20 protein-coding genes and 1 pseudogene are annotated in these 23,589 nt (G+C 58.4%); 7 read left to right on the top strand and 14 right to left on the bottom strand.

Annotated elements, in window-relative coordinates; genetic code table 11:
* Window positions 1-78: 78 nt before the first annotated feature.
* The 5 genes from LCQ44_RS07600 to LCQ44_RS10105 all read right to left on the bottom strand — a co-directional run bounded on the left by LCQ44_RS07600 (window position 79) and on the right by LCQ44_RS10105 (window position 6,297).
* The gene (locus tag LCQ44_RS07600; protein ID WP_225093503.1) at window positions 79-1,617 is read right to left on the bottom strand and encodes a glycoside hydrolase family 32 protein; all 1,539 of its coding nucleotides are present in this window, start codon (window positions 1,615-1,617) and stop codon (window positions 79-81) included.
* A gap of 106 nt (window positions 1,618-1,723) precedes the next feature.
* Entirely contained in the window at window positions 1,724-3,124 is a 1,401-nt protein-coding gene (locus tag LCQ44_RS07595; protein WP_225093502.1) for a PTS transporter subunit EIIC, read from the bottom strand.
* A gap of 183 nt (window positions 3,125-3,307) precedes the next feature.
* Window positions 3,308-4,279 (bottom strand): LacI family DNA-binding transcriptional regulator, encoded by a 972-nt coding sequence (locus LCQ44_RS07590; RefSeq protein ID WP_225094247.1) that lies wholly within the window; start codon window positions 4,277-4,279, stop codon window positions 3,308-3,310.
* A 586-nt stretch (window positions 4,280-4,865) separates the two neighbouring features.
* The gene (locus tag LCQ44_RS07585) at window positions 4,866-5,798 is read right to left on the bottom strand and encodes an Abi family protein (protein WP_225093501.1); all 933 of its coding nucleotides are present in this window, start codon (window positions 5,796-5,798) and stop codon (window positions 4,866-4,868) included.
* A gap of 271 nt (window positions 5,799-6,069) precedes the next feature.
* Window positions 6,070-6,297: a DUF2188 domain-containing protein gene (locus LCQ44_RS10105; protein WP_225093500.1), complete on the bottom strand. Its 228-nt coding sequence runs from the start codon at window positions 6,295-6,297 to the stop codon at window positions 6,070-6,072.
* 266 nt (window positions 6,298-6,563) lie between these two features.
* Between LCQ44_RS10105 and LCQ44_RS07575 the strand changes: the two genes are divergently transcribed.
* Entirely contained in the window at window positions 6,564-7,856 is a 1,293-nt protein-coding gene (locus LCQ44_RS07575) for an IS30 family transposase (RefSeq protein WP_225093224.1), read from the top strand.
* 828 nt (window positions 7,857-8,684) lie between these two features.
* On the opposite strand, the gene LCQ44_RS07570 is transcribed toward LCQ44_RS07575, so the two are convergent.
* The 6 genes from LCQ44_RS07570 to LCQ44_RS07545 form a co-directional block, all read right to left on the bottom strand.
* Window positions 8,685-9,650 carry an Abi family protein gene (locus tag LCQ44_RS07570; protein WP_225093499.1) on the bottom strand — a complete coding sequence of 322 codons (966 nt, stop codon included), beginning with the start codon at window positions 9,648-9,650 and terminating at the stop codon, window positions 8,685-8,687.
* 180 nt (window positions 9,651-9,830) lie between these two features.
* A complete protein-coding gene (locus LCQ44_RS07565) occupies window positions 9,831-10,400 on the bottom strand; it encodes a hypothetical protein (RefSeq protein ID WP_225093498.1) in 570 nt (189 codons plus the stop codon).
* Between the two features lie 128 nt (window positions 10,401-10,528).
* Complete coding sequence (locus LCQ44_RS07560; protein WP_225093497.1) at window positions 10,529-10,840, bottom strand: hypothetical protein; 312 nt, start codon at window positions 10,838-10,840, stop codon at window positions 10,529-10,531.
* Between the two features lie 218 nt (window positions 10,841-11,058).
* Window positions 11,059-12,681 carry a hypothetical protein gene (locus LCQ44_RS07555; RefSeq protein WP_225093496.1) on the bottom strand — a complete coding sequence of 541 codons (1,623 nt, stop codon included), beginning with the start codon at window positions 12,679-12,681 and terminating at the stop codon, window positions 11,059-11,061.
* Between the two features lie 253 nt (window positions 12,682-12,934).
* The gene (locus tag LCQ44_RS07550; protein WP_225093495.1) at window positions 12,935-13,732 is read right to left on the bottom strand and encodes a DUF4393 domain-containing protein; all 798 of its coding nucleotides are present in this window, start codon (window positions 13,730-13,732) and stop codon (window positions 12,935-12,937) included.
* Window positions 13,733-13,818: 86 nt separating this feature from the next.
* Window positions 13,819-14,043 (bottom strand): hypothetical protein, encoded by a 225-nt coding sequence (locus LCQ44_RS07545; RefSeq protein WP_225093494.1) that lies wholly within the window; start codon window positions 14,041-14,043, stop codon window positions 13,819-13,821.
* Between the two features lie 443 nt (window positions 14,044-14,486).
* On the opposite strand from LCQ44_RS07545, the pseudogene LCQ44_RS07540 reads away from it, so the two are divergent.
* Window positions 14,487-14,773, top strand: a pseudogene (locus tag LCQ44_RS07540) (transposase); the annotation flags it as partial.
* A 181-nt stretch (window positions 14,774-14,954) separates the two neighbouring features.
* Window positions 14,955-15,602, top strand: a complete 648-nt coding sequence (locus tag LCQ44_RS07535; protein WP_225093493.1) for a hypothetical protein — start codon at window positions 14,955-14,957, stop codon at window positions 15,600-15,602.
* 90 nt (window positions 15,603-15,692) lie between these two features.
* On the opposite strand, the gene LCQ44_RS07530 is transcribed toward LCQ44_RS07535, so the two are convergent.
* Window positions 15,693-16,520: an ATP-binding protein gene (locus LCQ44_RS07530; RefSeq protein ID WP_117746924.1), complete on the bottom strand. Its 828-nt coding sequence runs from the start codon at window positions 16,518-16,520 to the stop codon at window positions 15,693-15,695.
* Window positions 16,521-16,875: 355 nt separating this feature from the next.
* Here LCQ44_RS07530 and istA (LCQ44_RS07525) point away from each other — a divergent pair, with 355 nt between their 5' ends.
* On the top strand, window positions 16,876-18,108 hold the full coding sequence (istA, locus tag LCQ44_RS07525; RefSeq protein WP_225093492.1) for an IS21 family transposase: 1,233 nt from the start codon (window positions 16,876-16,878) through the stop codon (window positions 18,106-18,108).
* Window positions 18,108-18,890, top strand: coding sequence for an IS21-like element helper ATPase IstB (gene istB, locus LCQ44_RS07520; RefSeq protein WP_225093491.1), 783 nt, complete (start codon window positions 18,108-18,110; stop codon window positions 18,888-18,890). The genes istA (LCQ44_RS07525) and istB overlap by 1 nt, the downstream gene beginning before the upstream one ends.
* Here the strand turns inward: istB and istA (LCQ44_RS07515) are convergent.
* Window positions 18,880-20,094 (bottom strand): IS21 family transposase, encoded by a 1,215-nt coding sequence (gene istA, locus LCQ44_RS07515; RefSeq protein ID WP_225093490.1) that lies wholly within the window; start codon window positions 20,092-20,094, stop codon window positions 18,880-18,882. The two genes, istB and istA (LCQ44_RS07515), sit on opposite strands and share 11 nt — an antisense overlap.
* Window positions 20,095-20,888: 794 nt before the next feature.
* On the opposite strand from istA (LCQ44_RS07515), the gene LCQ44_RS07510 reads away from it, so the two are divergent.
* Both LCQ44_RS07510 and LCQ44_RS07505 read left to right on the top strand, forming a co-directional pair.
* Window positions 20,889-21,263, top strand: coding sequence for a hypothetical protein (locus LCQ44_RS07510; RefSeq protein WP_118256115.1), 375 nt, complete (start codon window positions 20,889-20,891; stop codon window positions 21,261-21,263).
* 187 nt (window positions 21,264-21,450) lie between these two features.
* Window positions 21,451-22,152, top strand: coding sequence for a hypothetical protein (locus tag LCQ44_RS07505; protein ID WP_225093489.1), 702 nt, complete (start codon window positions 21,451-21,453; stop codon window positions 22,150-22,152).
* A 219-nt stretch (window positions 22,153-22,371) separates the two neighbouring features.
* Here the strand turns inward: LCQ44_RS07505 and LCQ44_RS07500 are convergent, their stop codons facing one another.
* Window positions 22,372-23,508, bottom strand: coding sequence for a hypothetical protein (locus tag LCQ44_RS07500; protein WP_118328471.1), 1,137 nt, complete (start codon window positions 23,506-23,508; stop codon window positions 22,372-22,374).
* Between the last annotated feature and the right edge of the window lie 81 nt (window positions 23,509-23,589).

Here is a 23,589-nt window from a genome sequence, read left to right as displayed (position 1 = left end):
AAACAAAAACCCACGATGCGGGTGTTACCCGCATCGTGGGCAACGGCTGCAGTATAGCGCCGATATGCGACGAATCGCCTAGATGTTGAGCGTGTGATAGTTCACGCTCGCACCCGGAGCGTCAACGGTCACACCATAGGCCTCAGGATAGATGCGCGTCGAGAACACCAGCGCGCCATCGTTCACAAACACCTCGACCGAGGAGACATCGCCAACAATGCGCACGTTACGAACCTCGTCGACGGGCTCCCAACGCACGGTACGACCGCAGCCGGCAGAAGCGCGACCCTCATCGGTAAATCGCATCTCAAAGCGCGAGGGCAGTCCGCCCTCGGCGGGCACATACGCCAGCTTCAGCTCGCCATCAACAATCGCGGTAAACGCGCCGTCGACACCGTCGACAGCAAGGTCAAAGCAGGTATCGCCGTCAACCTCCAACGAGCCCTCCCCCACACGCACCGAGGCATAATGGCGCTCGATCTCGCACGCCGGCTGCTGCAGCACCACGCCGCCGTCACCGGCCGTAAGCTCGCGCGGCACCGTCATGCAGTGCTGCCAGCCGCACGCCACGGTGGGCGCGTTGCCATAGGTCGGCTCATCGGACATACCCATCCAGCCAATCAGAATGTGGCGACCGTCCTCGGCCGTGAACTCCTGCGGAGCATAGAAGTCAAAACCGGCGTCCCACAGGCGGAACTCGCCCAGCTCATAGACACCGTCACCACCCGTAATGTCGCCCGTTACAGGCATGTAGCCCGCTGCATACACATTGCCGCGGTCCCAACGACCGCCCTCGAGCCCCTGGGGCGAGAACGACAAAAATGCAGCGGTATCGCCATTCGCATCGAGCTCGATATAGCCGGGGCACTCCCACATAAAGCCAAAGCGCTCGGGCGTAGACACACGACTCTCGAGCTCCCAACTCAGCATATCGGCCGAGCCATACACCAGGATCTCGCCCACATCGCGCCCGGCACCCTCGCCGTGCATGGCGCAAAATCGACTATCGACATGCGGCCCATCCACGCGACGACGCGCGCCCAGCACCATGTGGTAACGCCCGTCATCATCGCGCCACACCTTGGGGTCACGCACGTGGCAGGTCAAATCCTCGGGATAATCATCGGACGCCAGCACCACGCGCTTTTGGCTGAACTCCCGACCGGCAAGGCCATCAACGCTCTCGACATAAACAGTATCGGCGCGACGGCCGGTATTGACGTAGTCGTACGTGCCGTCCGCATCGGAAAGCTTAACGTTGCCCGTATAGAGCACGCGAATGCGGCCGTCCTCGGCAAGCGCGGAGCCTGAATACACGCCATGGCAATCGAACGGCTCGTCGGGCAGCAGCGGGGCGCCAACATATTCCCAGTTCATAAGGTCGCGGCTTGTGGCATGGCCCCACATCTTTACGCCACCGTTCACATCAAACGGGGCATACTGGAAGTACGCGTGAAACACGCCGCCCGCTTGGCAAAGACCGTTGGGGTCGTTGAGCCAGCCCGCCGGCGGCATAATATGGAAGCGCTGGCCATACGCGCCATGGCCGCACTCAGAGGCGGCAGCGTCAACAGCGGCAACCAGCTTTGCAAGGTCGCGGCCAAGTGCATTAGACATATCAAAGTCCTAACGGATCGAAAGTAACAAGGCGCCAGAGATCGACACCGGATACGGGAAACGCCCGCGAGCATACAACCCGCGGGCACCCTTCAATCAAAAGCTCTTAGGCCTGCTCGGAAGCCTTGGGCTCGTCCTTGTACAGGACAAACGAGACGCCAAAGGAAACCAGCGCGGCGACCGCAAACATGATCGCGTACTGCACGGGCTGGGCCAGGCACAGCAGGATACCGAAGATACCCGTAACGCCCGTACCGGAAGCGGCGAGCGAGGTGAGCGCGCAGACCAGGGCGCCGCAGCCGCCGCCGATGCAGCCAGCGATGAAGGGCTTAAAGAAGCGCAGGTTCACACCAAAGATGGCAGGCTCGGTAATACCCATGAAGGCGGACAGAGCCGAAGGAAGCGCTAGGCCCTTGATCTTGGCATCGTGGGTCTTAAAGGCAACGGCAAGCGCGGCGCCGCCCTGGGCGATGTTGGCGGCACTGGCAATGGGCAGCCAATAGGTCACGCCGTACTGGGCAAGCTGGCCCAGGTCGATGGCGGTGTACATCTGGTGAATACCGGTGACGACCGTGGGGGCATAGAACAGGCCGACGATAAAGGAACCGATGCCAAAGGGCAGGGTGAGCAGAGCCTGGATCAGACCGAGGACGGCATTCTCGGCCCACACAAAGACGGGACCGACAGCGATAAGCGTCACGAGCACGGTCACGAACACGGAGACAAGCGGGGTTACAAAGAGGTCGAACATCTCGGGAACGATCTTGTGCAGACGCTTCTCGAGGAAGGCAAGGATCGCGCAAGCGATGACGATGGGGATGACGTGGCCCTGATAGCCAACCCACTCAAAGCTGTACACGCCGGGAATGACGGTGACCATGGTCTGCACGCCCTCGGAGGCAACCGTGTAGGCGCTCTGCAGCGAGGAGTTGATGAACGCACCGCCGACGACGGCACCCAGGTACGGGTTGGCGCCAAAGGCCTTAGCCGCGGAGTAGCCGATTAGGATCTGCAGAATGCCAAAGGACGTTCCCGAGACCAGGTCGGCGATCTTATAAATAAAGTTATTGGTGTCGAGCGCGATAAAGCCGTTGGAGGCCATAAAGTTGAGGGCACTCATAATGCCCAGCAGCAGGCCCGAAGCCACGATGGCGGGGATGATGGGGACAAAGACATCGCCGAGCACCTTAATGGCACGCATAAAGATGTTCTGCTGCTGCGCCGCGGCCTCCTTGACCTCGGCCTTAGAGGCGGCATTGATACCGCCGAGGGCGATGAACTCGTCGTACACCTTATTGACGGTGCCGGTGCCAAAAATAATCTGGAGCTGGCCCTGGGCCTCAAAGACGCCCTTAGCGCCGTCGATATTCTCGAGGGCCTCCTTGTCAACCTTGGCGTTATCGGCAATCACCAGGCGCAGACGCGTGGCGCAGTGTGCGGCCGAAACAACGTTGTCGGCGCCACCGATGTTGTCGAGCACCTCTTGGGCTGATTTGCGGTAGTCCATGACTTCCCTTTCCTCCAACGGGCGCATGTGCACCCGGCCATCTTTGACACTTAAACTGTAATCGTTTTCAGTTTCATATGACTGCAATCGTTTTCATATAACGGTGAACGGTAGGAAAAAGCCGGCGAATGGTAGTTTTGAGACAAACATAAGGGCTCAGAGGCAGGCAGACGTGCCCAAAGCCTAGACATTCATAAGCTGATGGCCGAGCTTGAGCGTCTTGAGACCGCTCTCCCCCTCAACGCCATCGAGCGTGTTGAGCAACATATTGGTCGCCTCGACGCCACTGGTCAGGTAGCCATAATGCACGGTGGGAATGCCGCCCGTCAGCGCGCGCAAAAACGCATTGTCGCCAAAACCGCTCACGCGGTGTATACCCTCGCCCATGCCGCGAACCTCATCGATGGCACGCAGCGCGCCCGCCGCCATGGTGTCGGTCGCGCAGGCGATAAACGAAACATCGGGAGCGACGGAAAGCAGTTCACGCGCCGCACCATAGCCCGAGTCGAGCGTAAAGGACCCCTGGCGAATCAGGCTCGGATCAAGCGCCAAGCCCGCGGCGCGCAAGCCAGCCTCAAAACCGCGACGGCGGTCATAACCGGCCGCGCGGTCCCCCTCGGTAACTCCAATATAGGCAATCTTGCCGTCAACGCGACCCGCAAGCGCATGGCCCAGCTCAAAGGCGGCCTCGTAATCGTCGTGATAGACGCACGCCGCGCCCTCAACATTCTGGCCGATCAGCACGATGGGCACGCGGCACGACTCAATCGCCCGGCGATGCTCGTCTGTAATCATAGTTGCCACCAGCACAATGCCATCAACCGGATGGTTTTGGAACAAATCGAGGTATTCGAGCTCGCGATCGGCCGCGTTGTCGGTGTTTGCAAGCAGCATCTGGTAGCCACGGCGACCGAGCACCTGGCCAATGCCGGCGGTAATGCGGCTCACGGATTCCGAGTTGATCTTAGGCACGATGACGCCGATGAGCTTGGTGGAACCGGTGCGCAGCGCGCGAGCCTGGCTGGACCGCACGTATCCGGTCAGCTCAATCGCCTGCTTAATGCGCTCGGCCTTGTCCGTCGATATGTAGCCACCGTTGAGGTAGCGCGAGACGGCGGCGCTCGAAACGCCGGCCAGCTCGGCCACATCTTTCATCTTTACCACGAGTACCCCTGTCATTGAAATCGCTTTCACCATGATACCCGTGAGGAGCAACCGCATGACGTAGCGATTACATGATAGAGAAACGCGTGGAGACTAATGAGTCACTTGAGACATGACTAGCGATAATCACTTCGCAGCCAGTTTTACCAAACGAGAATCACCCTAGCTACATAATCGAAGAATGCGCCCATGTAGAGCTTGACCCAAGCAGTAGCCTCGCGGACTTTTCCTGGAGGGCCTCGGTGCCGAGCCTCGATGAGGCGCAGGACGGCCTCATGCCGGAGTTGCCGCATCAAGCATAGCCAACGAAGCGCGGGCGGGACGCCGCCAATGACCAACGCCCCAACAGTCAGTTACTCCTCCCCTCCCTAACATTCCCCAGAAAGTTCGCTATTGTTGACTGGGGTTCCCGTAAAAGAAACCCCAACAAAATAACTGCGGAGTGCTGACCTGGAGCTGCCTCCGGGCCCTATTGGCTACTCACCGAGAAGCTCCGCCATGAAATGGCCCCTTTACTACCCGCTCTGCGCGATTCGTGCACGTCCAACTTGTAGAGTAAATTCATCGCTCGCGTCGATTACGACCCCAGTATTTCCTTAGGAAACACACTCGATAAATCGTTAACACCCATAGCGAAAAGCACCTTTGTGCTGGCATCGTTACTGAGCTCGTCACTCAACTTGAGTGCATCAAGCAGTATATTTCGGCGTAACATCTTATAGTCATCCTCAGTCAGCACTAGCTCAAGATCGCTTAAAACCCCTACTAGATTGACATCGCGAGACGGAGACACCCTTGCGCAGAACAGACGCTCGTCATGCGCACAGATATTTCGAAAATCTTTAATGTGATCGTATGCAAGTCTTAGCCTTCGTGGGCTGATGCGCTTATGGACTTCATGCGTCTCGGAATAAAGGTCAGAAAACGACTTGGCAATGGAATTTCTCATGCTTTCTGGTTGAAACTCGAAAAACTTGAATGCCTGGCCAAGCATTAAATAATTCATAAGAACCCATACCGGCGTATTGTCGTGATTATTTTCATAATGACGAATGTAGTCCCTTTTATAATCACTGTTCCATTTTTTAGACCTACATAGCGCCTTCTCGAAATCACCGATAAGCGTGTCGATCTTTTTTCGATAGCCGGCCTCAGCCCGATAGGAATCTCTATCAAGGTATGCTTCTGGGTTATCTTTATGAGCCATGGCAAACCGATAAGAGCAGACGGTCTTAAGAACTGCTTCCGCCTTGTTAAAATACTCAAACATCAGCAGGCGCAACGTTCGATCGAATTCGAATAAACGATAGATATCAGAAAACTTGGTCCCTTTTACGAAAACCTCTTGGCCAGAGTCTTCCCGTTGGTCAAGAAACAAATCCTTGTAGCCGTTAACAACCGGATAGTATCCCTCACGCTCCAGAACTAAACGAGTATTGTTATCGCATTCGAGCCCACGGCTTTCAAGAATAGCAATCTGCTCGGTAATAGATTTAAATGGCTTATCCATATGGGCCCCTTAAACGCGAAAACCGCCTTTCGGCGGTTCCCACGGACCAAGCCGGACGTACCGTCGCAAGGCCTCATCACAACGTTTACTTTAAGGGAGAACTCGGGGGCCGTCAATCCAATACCACGAATCCCCCAAATCAGCCCTTAGAAGAGACCAAACGACCAATTCATGTGAAATAACCCCAAGCTCGTATTTCGCCACAACGAAGAAGTCATTTAGCGACAGCGGGCACGCTATTACGAGCCGCTGTCGCTATGGAGCCGCACCCTTATCCCCTCGGTGGGAAGGGATCGTGGCCATGGGAATCCCTTTCGCGGATTCTTCCGTCGCTACGATGGACGATCAGCTCAGACTCTTGATTGGAGCAAATGCGTCGACCGAGCTTTATCGCCTCGCTCTGGGTCGTCGTAACGAAAGAAGCGCGACTTGCCCCTTCGCCCTTAACCTGCCAATTGCCATCCGAACGCTTCGTAACGTGCTGATTTCTGCCTTTCATACTCACCTCGCCTTCAACTCTGAACTCGCCGATATGTCTACAGCATGAGATATGCGACAGATACCTACGTGCCGTTTTTCAAAAGTGTAGCCACTGGCGCGGACATAAAATGAAGCGCACGCAACGAGCACGTTGATGTTTTTGTCTTCCTTGATTATCAACTTCATCCGAACACTTCCCACATTCATCCGCACATGTGCGGATGAATGTGGGAACCCGATACCCTGAGGGCCGGACCGGCCGGCCCCGGGAGATCGGAGGACGGCATGTCCGGAAAGAAGAATAGGGGCTCCGCGAGGGCGGTCCCGAGGGCCTACGGAAGGCTCACGAGGCACGAGCGGGACACGGTCCAGAGGATGCTGGAGCGCGGGGCCTCGTGCAGGGAGATCGCGAGGGAGCTGGGCAGGTCGCCCTCGACGGTGAGCGCCGAGGTGGCGTCGCACAGGTTCGTGACGGCGCCGAAGTCCAGGCGCGGCGAGCGCGTGGACGCCTCCGCCGACCTGTCGGCGGCCTGCCCGCGCCTGGCCGCGTGGCCGCGATGCTGCAACGGCTGCGGCCGGTACCGCGCGATCGGCTGCAAGCGCCGCCCCCACGTCTTCTACGAGGCCCGGGCCGCGCAGCTGTGCGCCGACTCGGTCCTCGTCTCGTCCAGGCGCGGGATAGACGCCGACGAGCCCGCCGCGGCGGCCAGGCTGGAGGCGATAAGGGACTGCCTGCGCCGGGGGCTCTCGCCCGAGCAGATGGCGGCGCGCAACGGCGGCCCGGTGGACCTGTCGCCGTCGACCATCTACCGCTGGGTCTCGGCGGGCTACGACGGCATGACCAACATGGAGCTCAGGCGCAAGGTCGGCTACAGGCCGAGGAAGAGCGCCGCCGGCCGGGCGGCCACGCGCCACTCCGCCCGCAGGTCGCATGCCGCGTTCCTCGCCCTCGGGGAGGACGCGTGCGCCGCGGCCTGGGAGATGGACACGGTCGAGGGCGCGCGGGAGGACTCCGCCTGCCTGCTCACGCTGCTGCACCGCCCCAGCAGGCTCCAGCTCGCGCTGCCGCTGGAGGAGAAGACCGCCGGGTGCGTCGCGGACGCCCTGGGCGATATCAGGGAGGTCCTCGGCGCCGACGGCATGGGCAGGGTCTTCCGCGCCGTGCTCACCGACAACGGCGCCGAGTTCTCCGACGAGGCGGCGATCGCGGCGCTGCTCGGCGAGGGGCCGGGCGAGACGAGGCTGTTCTACTGCGACCCCGGGCGAAGCGACCAGAAGGGCGCCTGCGAGCGCAACCACGTCGAGATAAGGAAGCTGCTGCCCAAGGGCGCCGGAATCAGGTTCGACCGGCTCTCCCCGGCCGACCTGGCGCTGGCCATGTCGCACGTGAACTCCGAGCCCCGCGGCGCGCTCGGCTTCACGACGCCCGCCCGCGCCTTCAGGGCGATGCTCGGGGACGACGCGGCGGCGCTGCTGGACGCCTACGGCGTGGAGGACGTGCCGCTCGGCGAGCTCGACCTGACGCCGGGACTGATAGGGCGGGCGCGCGCAGAGAGGGGCGATGCCCCGCTGTCCTAGCCTGAAGGAAAAAACGGAATAGACGGACCGGCCGTCCGGCTGAGTCTGGGAAGAGGTGCCGGGCGGAGGGCGGAGCATGGCCACCGGACCCATCGAAACACATCTCCACCGTTCCTTCAACTGGGAAAACGGCGCCCCCGGACCCCAGGAGGGGCCGCGGGGGCGTTCAGCTAACTGCGGGAATGGCCTATTTGCTCAATGTGTTCGGCTGAGATCGGAAATCAACCATGTTTTTGTCTTCTGGCAGCCCTGCAAACCAAAGCGAAAGAGCAGAAAGGGTGCTGAAGTTCACATCCAAGGAGGTTCATATCGACAACCTGATGGACGAGCGCCTCTATATGAACGCGGCCGGGTACTACCATGGACTACCCGGCGAGCAGAGCGTTTCATTGGTAGCGTCTTTAGCGTACGGGATGGGCATCTACGCCAACTGGCTCTTACCGATCTACTGCATGTTCACGGTGCAAGAGAGCAAGATCGCAAACAATAGCGTCGTGATTATCGGGCGAATAAACGATGGGTACAGGAGCACCGACGCCAAATCGGTATCTTGCGAAATGACCACGTCGAGCGGCAGTTGAATCGCAAGATCAATTCTGGAAGTGACATTCCCCGCACGGATTCCCCCGCACGGCCTCGCGCAGCTATGTCAAGCATGCTGTAAAATAACGTCAAAAAAAGAGGGCCGACGCATCAACCCTCTTCAGGTGTCGCCCGAAGGCTTCCACCGCAATTGATTATATTTTAGTCGATATCCTATGTTTGTCTACGGGCCCAGCTCCAAAGAATGTCATCTCCATCTTTAGCATCCATCTTAGCTGCTGCTTCTTAAGAAGCAGCTATATAGCCACGAAGTGCATCCATCTTGCTCCTGGCCCCAGTCTTTACTATTTTATGAAAATCAGAGGAAGACAGAGAGCCGTGCAAGTCTTCCAGCACGCTAGAGTAGTTTCGAATTAACTGATAGCACTCAGTTTTGGAAACCATCATCTTTCTGAGCAGATAGACAATTAGGACGACATAATCAGTAATAGTTGAAAAGTCTATCGAAGGAACGCCAACCTCGGATGACAGCATCTGGCCAAGCTGATTTCCCACTTTTGCCCTCTTAAACCTAACGTCATAAACGGCACTGTTATGAGCAACCGCGTTACGGAGATCCTTGAGCACAAAGATAGTACGTTCGAGAAGCCCGGGACCGTCGTAATTGTTCGGAAGCTTTAGGTCATCGGATATGCTCTGTCTAACCGAGCCCTTTAAGCACGAATAGAAAACACCGAAGTTTCCTAGAGTCATGACCTCGAATAGCGCCCAAATAGGTAAGGGTTTATCACTGTCATAAAAATGCCTAACAACAGGGTTCTTGGAATAATTGTACTGAATCAATCTATTGATTTCCGCGCGCAGACCCAGGCGCTTTTTCATAGCAGCGCTATAGTCTTTACTTTTTCTAGGGTAATCACGGTACGCCACGAGCGTTCGAGAGAAAATATCCTCCAGCACGAACGAGTGAGAATCTTCAAGCACGGCTTCTAGCGTATAGTTCTTTAACGCAGTTTCAATAAACATTACGCTTGGATATAAGAGCGCCTTGACCGCCATATCAAACTCATTTAAGGCAATTACCTCGTCAAAGCTCGTTAAATCCAAGCAGTTGGAAGAATTGCCCACAAAACGATGACCCTTGTAGCCATGATAATAGCCGTAATTCTTCATCTTTCTTTTATGGACAGAGCCGTGCGTCTCTATCCCTTTATCCCTAAGATGTTTCATGAGGCCATTGAGAGTTTTCATTATGGGTCCTTAAGTGCGGAGCCGAAATTGAATTAATTATATCCGCTACCGGACACCACTAGAGCATTATCCCAATCGGTACCGTCCTCATTCCCCTAAAGCTGCAGCATATAACACGACTACGCCACCGGATCATTTGATGGCATCGCGAACGGATCGCTGCAGCTTATTCAACCGAAATTACGTCTCGCCTTGTTTTCGACTCCGTTCGATTTTCCACTTGCCCTTAGCCTCATCCCATGTTTCATGAATAGAATTGACCTCATCATGAACAACTTCCCTGACAAACTTCACCCAAACATCTAGTTCGCATCGATATAGACATTCCTGAGCGAATCGATCCGAGACCACCATGAAAGCAGCGGGTCTGGTATTGTCCCCAAAATCAAAACACGGAATAACAGCAGCATGAATCAGCTGATTTACAAACCGCCTGCCAGGAATACTCAGCTGGGAAGGCCGACCATAGTCGTACAAGTCATCGTCAGGAACGCGCCTAAGCAACGGCATCAGCTTATTTGTATTCCTGGGAGTTGCAGGATACGACACAATGTTCAGCTCATAGTCAGCCATCTCATCGCTTAACTTCCCCGCTTCAAACAAAGTGCGAACAATAAATGCAGAGAGAAGAAGGTCTCGCTCGACAATGTACTCCTTACGTTCAACAATTCGATTAAAGATAGAATGATGATTAGAACGGTAAGCATGCTTTGCTAAAAATCGAAAGCAGGAGACTAGTTCATCCATCATGCAACTGAGCTCTTTGCGCCAATAATAAGATTCCAATATCATCGCAACGCCGTATCTTCTCTGGACAAACTGTGTATGTAGACACTCACGGATCTATCCTTCCTTATCCAAGTAGAAAGTTTCTCGCTCTATTTGATCAGAAGTGAGATGGCACGAAACACAAAGGACGCACGACTATCGTAGGAAGTTGGCCCCGCACCAAAAATGCCCCTGCTAACATGAGGCGCACAAAGATGTCCAAAGCAGACGGGGCAAATCTTATCAATTTCGAACAATCCGAATAAGGCGATGAAATCAGAGTCGGTAAATCCAGACGGCAAATCGTAATCCTCGCGAAGCTCCGCTAAAGAAAGACCCAAGGTGTAAAAGGCGTTCTGCATCTCTGAAATTGCAGTCGAGCCAAGAGAAGCCCGCAACGCGTTGAATTTGGACGAATCCATTTGAAGCCCCTTGGACAAACGCCGCTGTCAACAGTTATCAATTCTAGGTGATACAGCCCTTCAGGAGGACGTGACTCACCTATGACTCGCGTAGAAACACCTGCACAGCAACAAAGGCGAAGACGTCGTCAATCGGAAGGTCTTGACGCATGACGCCTAGGTCCGCAAACAACGACAAACGTATTTCCCTCTTCGTATGACAGCCCAACACCCTAGAATTATTCGTGACAGTCGACGGATTTTAAAGTCTCAGTCAACTCGTTCAGCATGGTCGTAAGTCGAGCAATGAGTCTTTTCGCATCTTCTCTATGGTCTTCGGTGACCACATCGCCGTAAAGCCTATCGTATTTTGAGCCCTTGCCGTGCGCCGCCCCCGCCGACCGAAGGTTCTGAAGGTCACGGAGAGGCTTTAGATCAGCCACGATGTCATTCGCACTAAGAAAGACCTCCAGCTTGTTAATACTACCCTTCGCATCAGCGCCCTCTAGAGCACTTTCATCGATGTAGTCGACGAGGGCTCTCGTGAGGGCCATAGTCACGGCCTCAAATTCAGACTCGCCGTTGCCAGATGGAATGTGGATTTGTTCAAGAATGCCCTCGTCTGCACGGTGGAAAGGCCTGTACAGCGTCAAGCCAAACCGTTTGCTCCATGCTTTATCAAGTTCCATTCGCGCTCGCATAAGCATGGAAACAGGACCCGACGGATCTTTAAACCACATATTAAGCAAATCTGTCTTGAACACCTCATCGGAAATGTGCTGGTCAACGGGCGACATCTCGAAAGAGAGGAAATGGGTGCGCTCGCTCTCGGGAAGATCGCGCCCCAGATCGCCAAGATACACCATAACTCTGTCCGGATCGACATTGTCAATCTCGCACCTCCACTGGCTCCCACATGAAATGTGACGCTCGCTGACATCGAAGTAAGGGCTACTCCTGTACTTATCGAGTACAGCGGGCTTAAAGAAGACGGGAGTTAAGTAATGTGGGGCGCGAGGCTCCTTATCAAAGTAGGTGCCAAGCTTATTCGGGTCACATGTGTATCGAACGAGCGAGCCGTCAGGCCGTTCGCCGATGATGAACTCAGGGTACTGTTCTATTTTCTCATCGTACGGCCATACGCCACAAGTCTCGACGTCGCCGGGCTCGATAAAGCTTCGAGCGTAGAGCATCGACAGAAGATAGCCTTCATCAATATCGCTCGTGTACCACTGTCCGATATGGTAGTTTCCTCCGACTTCATCACTCTCTGCAATACACTCAGTGCTCCCCAAAGGAAAGCTGGACGAAGATGCCAGCCGCGCGTCCACAAAGTAGACGAAGAGGCATTGCTTAGCTGCAATAAAGCGCAGTATATATTTGGTCCTGACACGCACCTCGTCTCCAGCAAAGTCGACGACTTTTTCTCTCTCGCCACACTTGTCGACGCTATAGTAGCAACCGTCTTCGCCGCGGTAGAGCTCAAACAGCATGACAAATTCCTGGTTGACCAGAATCTGCGCTTGGTCGAGCGGATAGAAATACTGCTCGGCAACAATAAAGTCATAGCCCTCATCGCGTCCGTCATGATAAGTGACGCCATCTGCACATACGCAGAAGCCTGGTGAGAAACTGGAGGCATGCTTCAACCAATCATCACCTGCAAGAATCTCCTGTTTTCGTGTAAGGTCGGCAAAACAGCCAAAAACGGAAGGCCTTCCATCAGCAGCGTCATGGTGCGAATAGACGGTAGTCCATGCTCCGGAAAGGGGGTTCTTGACCAGCTCGATTACTTTCTCCTGCTCGAATGGTTTAGCGTCGAGCCCTAGCTTGGCTAAAACCCTTAAAACCGCTTCGTTCATATGCACCTCTTACCATTTGGCACCATCACCATAAATTGAAGCGAAAATGAACCGTGAGAAACTATCACGGACCAAAATCGTTTAAGGAAATTGTCCACCAATGCGGGGAAAAAGAAAAACCGCCAGGACGACGGTCGGAAGCTTTAAAAGACTAAGCGACAAGAAATAGAAGATATTCCCATCGGATCTGGCCAATGCATTCACCCATTAGCAAACGGCCTTGAATCGAATCGTACCAGCACTGCCGAGAAGACTAAACACAACACTTGATGAATAGCTTCCCGAACGGTGTCAGCCTAAAAATATGATGTACGCAATCAAACCGCCATCCATCAGAAGGCGTATTATCCTTCTTTATATTTCGAATTCTGTCAGAATCCTCAATCCCAAGATAATCGTCTTCTCCCTCGTAACGGTACGTTTCTCCGCTTAGCAGCTTCAGTCTCTCCAAGTTATTCAAATACAAAGACACATTCTCAGGACATTGAACGATAACATCGAATACGTTCGTATAATTTTCGCAAAGCACTCGCCACCGAGCTTTAATTGGCATGTCATCGTCTTCAACAACGCGCAAGTCAATAACCGGAATATGATCTTTACCGAGCCCTTTAGAGAGCCACGACATCATTTTGGCTTCATCGGGGGTTAGTTGCCCGATTATGCTAACAAAACTTGGATGGACGAGAGAAGAAACCCTTTTATCCATGGAGGACGCGAGTAAATTAACGTACAGGCCCCTTAAGTCCTGACTGTCATACGAATATGAAAGCTGCTGAATAGCCGGGACCACGACATTTGACGCAGGCTCACAGAAGCAATCCTCCGGGACGTCTTCCATCTTTTCTTCGATTTGCCGAATCGCCTCCTCAATATTGTTCTCACCGTTAACCACCCATTTCTTCCAGGGGCCAAGCAATACGCCAACGGTTCTGGGAACTAAACTCAGAGTGTCTCCGACCGATGAGAACACAGGATGCACAGCATCATCGTATGCTTTACTCAATACACCAGATGGCAGAGATGCAATTTCTTTGGAAAGCTCGCCCACTTTGTCTCTCCCTATTCATACCGACATCAAATCCATGATATACAACGCCCACATTGAGACAGTCAACAACGGGGTGATCGCAGCACCTAACGGCCTGATATTCTGAGCATCTCGCCTTCACTCACCTTCTTCTTGCACGACACATGTATCGCGTGTTCGCCCAAGATTGCAGTGCACGGCTTCAGCGCCGCACCCTTAACGGCGTTGAAGAAGTTCTCAAGAAACGGGGCGTTCATGTCGTAGTAGTTCATGTTCCTAAACAGCTCATAGATTGCCAGAAACGTTTGAGCAATGACCGCTACAACACTCATTACAAGAGCGTTGTAGGGCGACTGGGAAATCCAGATCAAGGACCTTAAGCCCAGTTGGGCAAACCAATCTCCAACGACCAACAATCCGTCTCGGGAAGCCTTAATAACCCATAGGGAAAGAAGTTGCGCATAAGGAGGTGACACATAATTTCTTTCACAAATTGACAAACACATAGAGGAACACGGTTCACGCGTCGTCATATGAGTTCAGGCGACCAAACAACAAATCATCGACGTAAGGGGCACGAGCCCCGTCTGCGAACATCGTATCGATCGACGATGGGTCGCTCGACGCGCTGCCCAAAGAGGAGGCGTCCGAGCTTGTCGGGGCCGAGCGCTATGAGAGGACGGCGGGCCGGGAGGCCTACCGCAGCAGCCACTACGCGAGAAATCTCGTCACCGGGGCCGAGTAAGTCGAGTTCAGCGTGCCGAAGCTCCGCGGGGCGGCCACAAGGACGGTGCGCGACGGGTTCGCCGAGACGCTTGCCTACACGGAATTCCCGCCGGAGCACTGGCGCCGGATCAGGACGAACAACGGGATCGAGCGCATTAACCGCGAGATCAGGAGGAGGACGAGAGTCATCGGGACCTTCCCGGACGGCAACTCGCCCCTCATGCTGGTGACGGCGAGGCTGAAGTACACAGTGGATCACGAGTGGAGCAAGAGAAGGGGCTGGACATGTCCAAACTAGAGGAGATGGACGAGCTGAAGGGAAAGGCGGAAGGCTAGAAGAGGACGGTACCGAGGACGGCTAAATCAATTTGCGAAAGAATCTTGACGGTGCCTCAATGCTCTATCAGGAACAAGGCAGCTGAGATTACCGAGCACAATTGGCTCTGCTCCGAGACAGACTAAAAGAGTACTATTTTTTCAGTCGTTTAGCCGTTTCTTTTCATAGGGTGTGATGTGAATGCTGTTTAATTTGATTATCCGTGCTGATGAAACCCTGCCCATGTTGACTTCTAGAATGTTTGAGCGAACTCCCGATGAGCTGGCGGACCGCTATAGAACTTCCACCAGCTTTGATTTTAATGCCCTCGCTCAGCTTCCTACTGTTATGGCGCGTGAATTTGAGTCGGACGATATGGGCGCCATGGCCAGGCTGGGCTATATGGACTCTCCGTCGATAAACCCAGTAATTTCTTCACCCGTTCTGCAGTTTCCATCGCATGCCTTATTGGATCTCGGCTTGCTCGATGAAAACTATTGGGAAAATAAACGTACTCATTGGAGGCTTTGCGAAGGGGACCCTTTTCGCCTGTTTTCAAAGTTTCTTGATGACCGTCCCTTGCCGGTCGAACCTGAAGCGTCTTCTGCGTGTGATCCAAATTTAATTGCCGTCATGATGCCATTCACCGAAGACCCTTCTATCGACCCTGTATATTTAGCGTTGGTCAAAGGCTCTAAGAGGGCGGGTAAGAAATGCATGCGCGTAGACGAGATGTTGACTCCCGTAGATATTACGGAAGACATATTTAATTTGATTGCGTCTAGCTCTTTGGTAATTGCTGATATTACCAATCTGAATCCAAACGTCATGTTGTTAGCGCCGGAATAATTTAGCCAAATATAGTCGGCCGAGATTGACCAATCCCGGCCGACCCATTTTAGCCAACACGCCCGCATCTATGACTTTCCTATCGCATTCCTACATCCCCTCGGGCTGGATCCCCCTCACCTTCACCGCCTGGGGGACGGCCTCCACCGAGTAGGTGTCAAGCTCCCTGCCGCGGTAGCTCGGGCCCCGCATCACGAACACCGACGCCTTGTCGAACAGCCTGCCGAGGGCGCAGAGGAGCGTGTCGTCGCCCGTGAAGAACTCATCCCACCCGCTCGGGGCGATGTTGCTCGTGAGGACCATCGCGTTCGGCCCCTCCTTCTCGTAGCGCCTGTCGACGACATCGAAGAACAGGTCGGTGCACGGCCTGTCGTAGACGCATCTCCCCACCTCGTCAACGATGAGGCACGACGGCTTGACGAGCGAGGAGACGACCCGCGAGGTGTTTCCCCGCTGGACGGCCTTCTGGAACCTGTCCCTGAGCTCGGTCGCCTTTATGTAGTAGGTCTTGAGCCCCCGCATGCAGCACTCGCGCCCGTAGGCCTGCGCGAGGTGCGTCTTCCCTATGCCGCCGGGCCCGACGAAGGCGACGTTGCGGTGCGCGTAGAGGTCGGCCAGCGACGGGAGCTTGCCCAGCGCGGCCGCGTCCCGGCCCTGGATCCTGGAGAAGTCGAAGCCCTCGAAGGTCTTGGGCTCGCGCCTGGGCAGCCTGCTCAGCCTCAGCAGCGTCTCGATGGAGGCGAGCCTCCTCTTCTCCGCAAGGTAGGAGAAGGTGGCTGCCACGGCGGCCATCTCCCCGTCGCCGAGGTCGAGGTCCGAGGCGAGGGTCGCGAGCTCCTCCGCCCCGACGGCGATCCCGAGCCTCGACGCGGCGTCGCTCGCGAGCTCGTAGGGGCTCGCCCCCGCGCCCGCCATCATTCGGCCCTCCCGAAGTCGAACCTCTCGAAACCGGGTTTCGTCCTGGGCGGGGCGATTTGCTCGACCACGGTCCCCACCGGCTGGGTCGGCAGCTCCTCGGGCTGCGCCGGCGATGTCTCCCACTGCCCCTCGCACCAGCTGTCGGCGCCGGTGCCGACGGCGTGGGCGACGAGCTCGCGGGAGAGGTCGTCGCTGTATATGTGCACTGTTAGCGCTAATCTAAAATTGACCACTTTCGCAAACGCATCTCGCCGAATGCGCTAACGCGCTTTCGCCGACCCCGCTAACGTACTTTCACCAACTGCGCTAACGGAACTATGCTCCGATCGGGTATCCGACCCGGGAGGAGCGGGATATGGAGCGAAACGTAATGGGAGAGCTGAACGTCTACAGGGGGTCCGGCGCGAAGCCGAACTTCAGCGAGATCGCGAGGAGGCACGGCATGGACCGGCACACGGTCGCCAAGTACCGGCGGGAGGGCGAGTCCGCCGCCGACGGGAGGTCCGCGAGGGGCAGCGCCTTCGACCCGCTCGAGGAGGTGATCCGCGCGAAGGCCCAGCTGCCCGGGATGACCAAGATGGCAGTCTACGCGTTCCTGCGCGAGGGCCGCGGGGAGGGGCTGCCCGGGTACGGCGCCTTCACCGCGTGGTGCCGGGCCCGCGACGTGCCCTTCGGGGGCGCGGGCGGCCGCGAGCCGCACCCGCGGTTCGAGACGCCCCCGGGCAGGCAGCTGCAGTTCGACTGGAAGGAGGGCATGAGGCTCGTCGACTCGGAGGGCGAGGTCTTCGAGTTCAGCGTGTTCACCGCGACGCTCGGCTACTCCCGGAAGCACCGCTTCATACCGGTCAGGAGCCGCACGCTCGACGACCTGCTGTCCTGCCTGCTCGCCACCTTCACCCGCCTCGGCGGCGTCCCGGAGGAGTGCATCACGGACAACATGTCGTGCCTGGTGACCGTCTCGGGCCGCAGGAGGACCAGGCAGGAGAGGGCGTGGCGGTTCGCGCGGGAGGCCGGCTTCGAGCTCAGGCTCTGCGCGCCGCGCTCGCCGCAGACCAAGGGCAAGGACGAGTCGGCCAACCGCTTCCTGAACCGCCTGCTCGCCTACGGCGGCGAGTTCACCGGGTGGAGCGGCCTCGCCGAGGCGGTGGCCCGGGTCGAGGCCCAGGCCAACTCGGAGCCGAACCGCACCACCGGCCTGCCGCCCGACGCGCTGTTCATGCGGGAGAAGGAGAGCCTGCGGCCCATCGGGAACCTCCGGCTCCTCGAGTCGATGGTGGGCGACGTGAGCGTCCAGACCGTCCCGCCGACCATGCTCGTCAGGGCCGCCGGCAGGGAGTGGTCCGTGCCCAGGCGCTGCATCGGCCGGCGCGTGAGCGTCATAGCGATGCCCGGCGGCCAGGTCGTTGTGAGGATGGCCGGCGAGGAGGTCGCCGTCCACGACGCCGCGTCCGGGCCGTCGAGGCCCATCAACTACGACCCCGACCACTATGGGCAGGCCCTCGAGGGGAAGCGGGGCCTGGCCGACGCGGACATCGCCGAGGCCGCGCGCGCCAACCTCGCGCTGCTCGACTCGCTCGGAGGGGCGTGATGGGCGCCGTCGCGGAGGGCAGCCCCTCGATCAGGGCGCAGGCGAACCTCTCCGCGCTCGGGCTGCACGAGATGGCGGCGTCCCTGCCCGACTACGTGAGGATGGTCGCCGCGGGCGAGCGGGGCTTCGCCTCCGCCCTCGAGGAGATGACGCGCGTCGAGGTCGCCGCCCGGGAGGTCAGGATCACCAACCAGCGCATACGTTCGTCGGGGTTCCCCTACGTCAAGGGGCTGGCGGACTTCGACTGGGACTTCCAGCCGTCGGTCCCGCGCGCAGAGATCGAGGAGCTCGCGACCCTGAGGTTCGTCGAGCGGGCCGAGAACGTCCTGTTCGTGGGGAGCCCCGGCGTGGGCAAGACGCACCTCGCCGTCGCGCTGGGCATCGAGGCGGTCAGGGCGGGGCGCGAGGTCAGGTTCGTGGACTGCGCCCGGCTCGTCGAGGACCTGGAGGACGCCTCGTCGCGCGGCATCCTCAAGAAGAGGCTCAAGTACTACGCCCACTCGAGGCTGCTGATCATCGACGAGCTCGGCTACCTCGACGTCGGCAGCGCGGGCGCGGACCTGCTGTTCCAGCTGATATCGACGCGCTACGAGCAGCGCTCGACGATCATCACCGCCGACGTGGGGATCGGCGGCTGGGGCAGGGTGTTCGGGGACGACGTGGCGGCGAGCGCGATCGCGGACAGGGTGTGCCACCACTGCCACCACTGCCACCTGGTCAAGATAGCCGGCAGGTCCTACAGGCTGAAGGACCTGCCGAGGGACGGACCCGTCAAGGCGTGACCGGAATCGGTGAAAATACGTTAGCGCAAGCGGTGAAGCCGCCTTTGCGCGAACGGCGCGTTTGATTAGTGAAACTGGTGAAAAATAGATTGACGCTAACATGCACCACGCGCCCCTCCCGGTTCACCCTGCACTCGCGGCGGACGTACCAGTAGGGCACGCCGTAGCGGTGCCCCTCGAAGCTCACGAAGCCGTCGAAGGAGATCTTCCGGCGCGGGCACAGGTACCGCTCGACCTCGGCCGTGACCTCGAGCGGCCTGGTGTTCGCCGAGCACGCCGCCTCGTGCTCGCGCATCGGGACGCATGCCGCCGCGCGCCGCCAGCGGCCTCCCTGCTCGGCGCACCAGAGGGCGGCCTCCCGGTTGAGGGCGTCAAGGTCGGTAAAGGACCTTCCCGCGAGGAAGTTCCCCTTCACGAAGCGGACGAGCCTCTCCACCTTGCCCTTCGTATAGGGGTGGCGCGGCCTGCACAACCTGGTGCGGAAGCCGACGACGCCCATGAACTCGGCGTAGTCGGCCTGCCAGACGGGCCGGCCGTCGGCATCGCGGCGGACGACCACGCTCTTCATGTTGTCGGTGAGCACGGTCGCGGGCACGCCCAGCGCCGAGAACGCGTGCAGCATCCCGATGAGGAGGTTCTCCTGGCGCGCGTTCGGGAAGAACTCGACGTGGGCGCCCCCGCAATGGTGGCAGACCATGGCGAAGCAGGCGATCCGCGCCCGCTCCCCGCCAGGGCGCTCGACCGCGACGAAGCCCCAGTCCATCTGGTAGGCCTCTCCGGGCGCCGTCCTGAAGCGCTGGCCGCGGCAGCCCTGCGGGGCCGCCTGCCGCCTCTTCGCGGGCACGAGGTCCCGGTGCGCGGCGATATAGGTCTTCACCGTGGTGAGGCCGCCGGCGTAGCCCTGGCCGAGCAGCCGCTCGAATATCACCTGCGAGTTGGTGACGCCCTTCCGCAGGAGGTCGTCCACCAGGCCGGTGTGGCCGGCGAGCACGCCCGGCGCGGCCCTCCTCCCGCTGTTCCCGTGGGGCAGGGCCCTGAACCCGTGTGCCCTGACCGTCCTCGCGCGGGAGCGGGTGAGCCCCGTCCTCCTGCAGAACTCCGCGAGGTTGCATGCCTGCGGGTCGAACCCGTCGCCCTCCTCCGCGGCCATCTCCCGGAGCGCCGCGTCTATAATCTCCTGTAGGTCATCGTGTCTCTCGTTCACCTCAATGGTCCTCCTAACGCCGGCGTGTTGGCACCACCAGCGTAGTGGCGGCGGGGAGGCACGGTGGCCATTATTCGGTGACCGGGATTGGTCAAAATAGTTTGACTATTAGCGGCTAAAATCGCCCGGCGCTAACAATGTTCGAAGTGGGCTATGCGATCGGAAGGGGCAAGCAGGCCATTTTGATATGCAAAGATGATGTTCCCCAGCTGCCTTTTGATATCAGCCACAGGAGGGTATTTACCTATAAGCGAGATAAAGACGGATTAGCGATACTTTCAGACAGGGTTATGAAAATCTTGACGAATGATCAGTGATTGCTTGCTCGCGTGGTCCGGCATGAGCCCCGGTACCCCCTATCGATAGTTTCCGGCCTCATGGAGCTGGCGCGTGTTGTCCTCGCCTATGCCGTACAGTTCTGCGGTCCCACTCGCCTGAAGGACAGGTGTTGATGTTAACCATGAAATGGTCCGAGTGATTACCAGGAAATAAGCGCCATGGGCACGAAAAATTGAGCAAATAAATCAATAGGGTCGCGCCCCGGGAACCGGGGCGCGACCCTCGCTGTACAGCTTCCCGTGCTGGCTACTATGGCTAGCCACCACGGGAAGAAAGAACAGATGGCCGCGCCCCTGGCCCCAGCGAAAGATATACGGTTCATTGAAGCAGCCGAACGCTCGAGGTCCGAAATCTGCATGTACACGGTCCGCGAGAACGATATCGTGGACAACACCGTGAAAATCCTGATACGAATGATCCGGGAGTTCGGGTGCGTGGACGGGTGAATCGGCATTGTGCAGTACGACTGCTTCGCGTGCCTCGCCGACAGACACATCGCCGAAGACGGAAACATGTACGCCCACGGCCCCATCTCCTACGGCGTCCCCGGGCCAAAACTGATTCGCGAGATCTTTGAGGGCATCCCGCACAATCTCGTTATCAAAACGCCCAAGTACGCTTACCAGCAGGAATATCGAATCATCGGGTCGCGCCCGGTCGAATGTCGTCTTTTACCAGACGAGAATCACCCTAGCTACAAAATTGAAGAATACGGTCATGCGGAGCTTGACCTAGGCAGCAGCCTCGCGGACTTTTCCTGGAAAGTCCCGGTGTCGAGTCTCGAAGAAGCGGAAGACGGCCTCATGTTGAAGCTCCCGCATCGCGTATAGTCAACCCAGTACAGGTCAGAGCGCCGCCGGGGACCAAAGCGGGACCGCTCCCCCTCCCCAACATCCCCCAGAAAGTTCGCTGATGTTGACTGGGGTTCCCGTAAAATAAACCCCAACAAAATATGTGCGGAGTGCTGGCCTGGAGCTGCCTTCGGACCCTATTGGCTGCTCACCGAGAGGCTCCGCTATGAAACGACCCCTTTACTACCTGCTCTGCGCGATCGCGTGCACGTCCATGGTCGGCGCGACGTTGCCTATGCCAGCCATTGCGGAGGCGATTCAGCCTCAAGAAACCGCCGAGCAGCAGGCGCAAGCCGACGCCACGAGCAGCGACACAGGCAAGGCCGAAGACGGCACCAACGCAAATGCGACAGCAGATACCGTAGAGGACGGCACCGCAACATCCACCGGCGCCAGCGCAGTCAACACGGAAAGCGCTGGCGGCACCCCCACCGCCAACGCCACAGACACCGCCGCGCCCGGCACCGCCGCCGCAACCGGCACCCCCGCCCCATCCCTCCGTGCCCAAGCCACCCCCACGCCCGAGGCCATCTCCGCCACGGCACAAACCGGCTACGCCCACTCCGCCACCGCAACCCAAAACGGCGTCACCTTCACCGTCTCGTGGAACGACGCCCCCGCGGGCACCGCGACGACCTTCCACGTAACCCAGGCCAACGGCTCGTCCCAGGCCAAAGCGCGCATGGACGTGCCCACCTATTGGGACGGCGGCAGCCAGGAAAGCGTCTGCGACCCGTCGCGCCAGGCATGGGCCAGCTACTACAGCCTTCGGGCCCGCGCTCGCGATCGGGCCCAAAGAATCCACGTGGGACCACAATTCACTTGCATGGAGCTAGCGAAGGTGCCTATCCCAAATCAGAAATGGTAAAACCAGCAGCAGCGCGATGCAGAGGGGCGCGGCCAGCAGAGTGACCACGCCCGAGTTGATGCGCTCGCGAATTTCTTGGGGGCTCAAGAGATGAGCTCGTTCACGCGCTTTTGCACAGACGCATAGAGGCTTCCGAGCTTCTTTGAATAGCCGGCGCGCCCCTGCTATGCGTCATACACGTTGCAATTGCCCCTACCTAGAAAGTGTATGGCACTTCGGTCAATCGCCGTTACGCTTTGGCCTACCTAGAACCGCAATCACGACGTTAACAAACACAAGCGCTGTTCCCAGCAGGAATAGCGCCAGGGAGGCGGCGATCCAGTTGCCGTCGGCGGTCTTGGGGAGCGTGACGGTGGAGACGCCAGCAGTCTTGGCCTTGGATGGCGTGGACGCCATGGTCTTGGTCACGGTCGTTTTGGTTGTCGTGATTGTCTTGGGCGTCGCAGCCGCGGGCTTTAGGACGGGATCCGTCGCGGACCCGGCACCGGGCCGCTCAACGGCAGGACCGGCACCGCCGGCCGGCTCGCCCGCGCCGCCGGGCACCTCGCGCCCGTCGGTCTCCCCCGGCGGCGCCGTGGCGCCCTGGGGCTCGATCACCACATGCGGCGCCATGTCGCCGGAAGCATTCGCCACGCCGCCGGCACCGAAGGCCCCTCCCGCAGGCGCCACGAACCGCGCAGACACAAGCGACCCGCCCGTGCACGCAACACCGCCGTCGGCACCGGTCGCATCGAGCCACGAGGCATCGACGGAAAGCCGACAGCCGGCCGCGCCAGCGCCAAGGCCCGCATCCTGCAGATACACGCCGTAGGCGCGCACGCCCGCTCCGGACCCGGCGCCCGCGGCAACGATGCGCCCGCCGCCGCGCACGGCCATGTCGCCTGCGATCACGCCGGCGAACGCCTCGTCCGTAATATCGGCCCCGTCCGCCCGGACATCGACGGTGCAGCCGTCCACCACGAGCGCCTGCGAAACGTGGATCCCGCACTGCGAGCCCGTCGCCGTCAGGGTCCCGGTGCCGCGAAGCGTCAGGTTGCCCCACACCTCCATACCGCACAGCGTGATGTCCGCATCGGGCGCATGCGACTCCGTCACGGAGTTTTGCCCGGCAAGCGTCAGCACCAGGTCGCCCTCGGCGCCGATGGCCCCACCCGCGTAGCCGTCAAGCTCCAGGTGGTCGGCATCGGTCCAGGCCCAGCCGGGGCCCGACGCGCCCGGCTCGCAGTACGTCGCGCCCGCGATGATGAGGCTCTCCGCGCCCGCGGCATAAGAAGGCCCGCCCAGCAAAACGCATAGGCAGGCCATGGCAGCGATCGCGATGTGATGACGGCTGGTGTGGGACTTGGCAGCAAACATACCCGCTCCGATCTTCGCAGGAGCCAATAGAATGTGCACCAGAAAATGCCCTGGTAGCAGCAGTTATTAGTTTAGCGAGAT

Origin of the sequence: Collinsella aerofaciens (assembly GCF_020181355.1) — a bacterium.
Classification (GTDB): Bacteria; Actinomycetota; Coriobacteriia; order Coriobacteriales; family Coriobacteriaceae; genus Collinsella.
The sequence above is the reverse complement of the archived record's forward strand: the minus strand, read 5'-3'. Positions and strand labels throughout refer to the sequence as shown.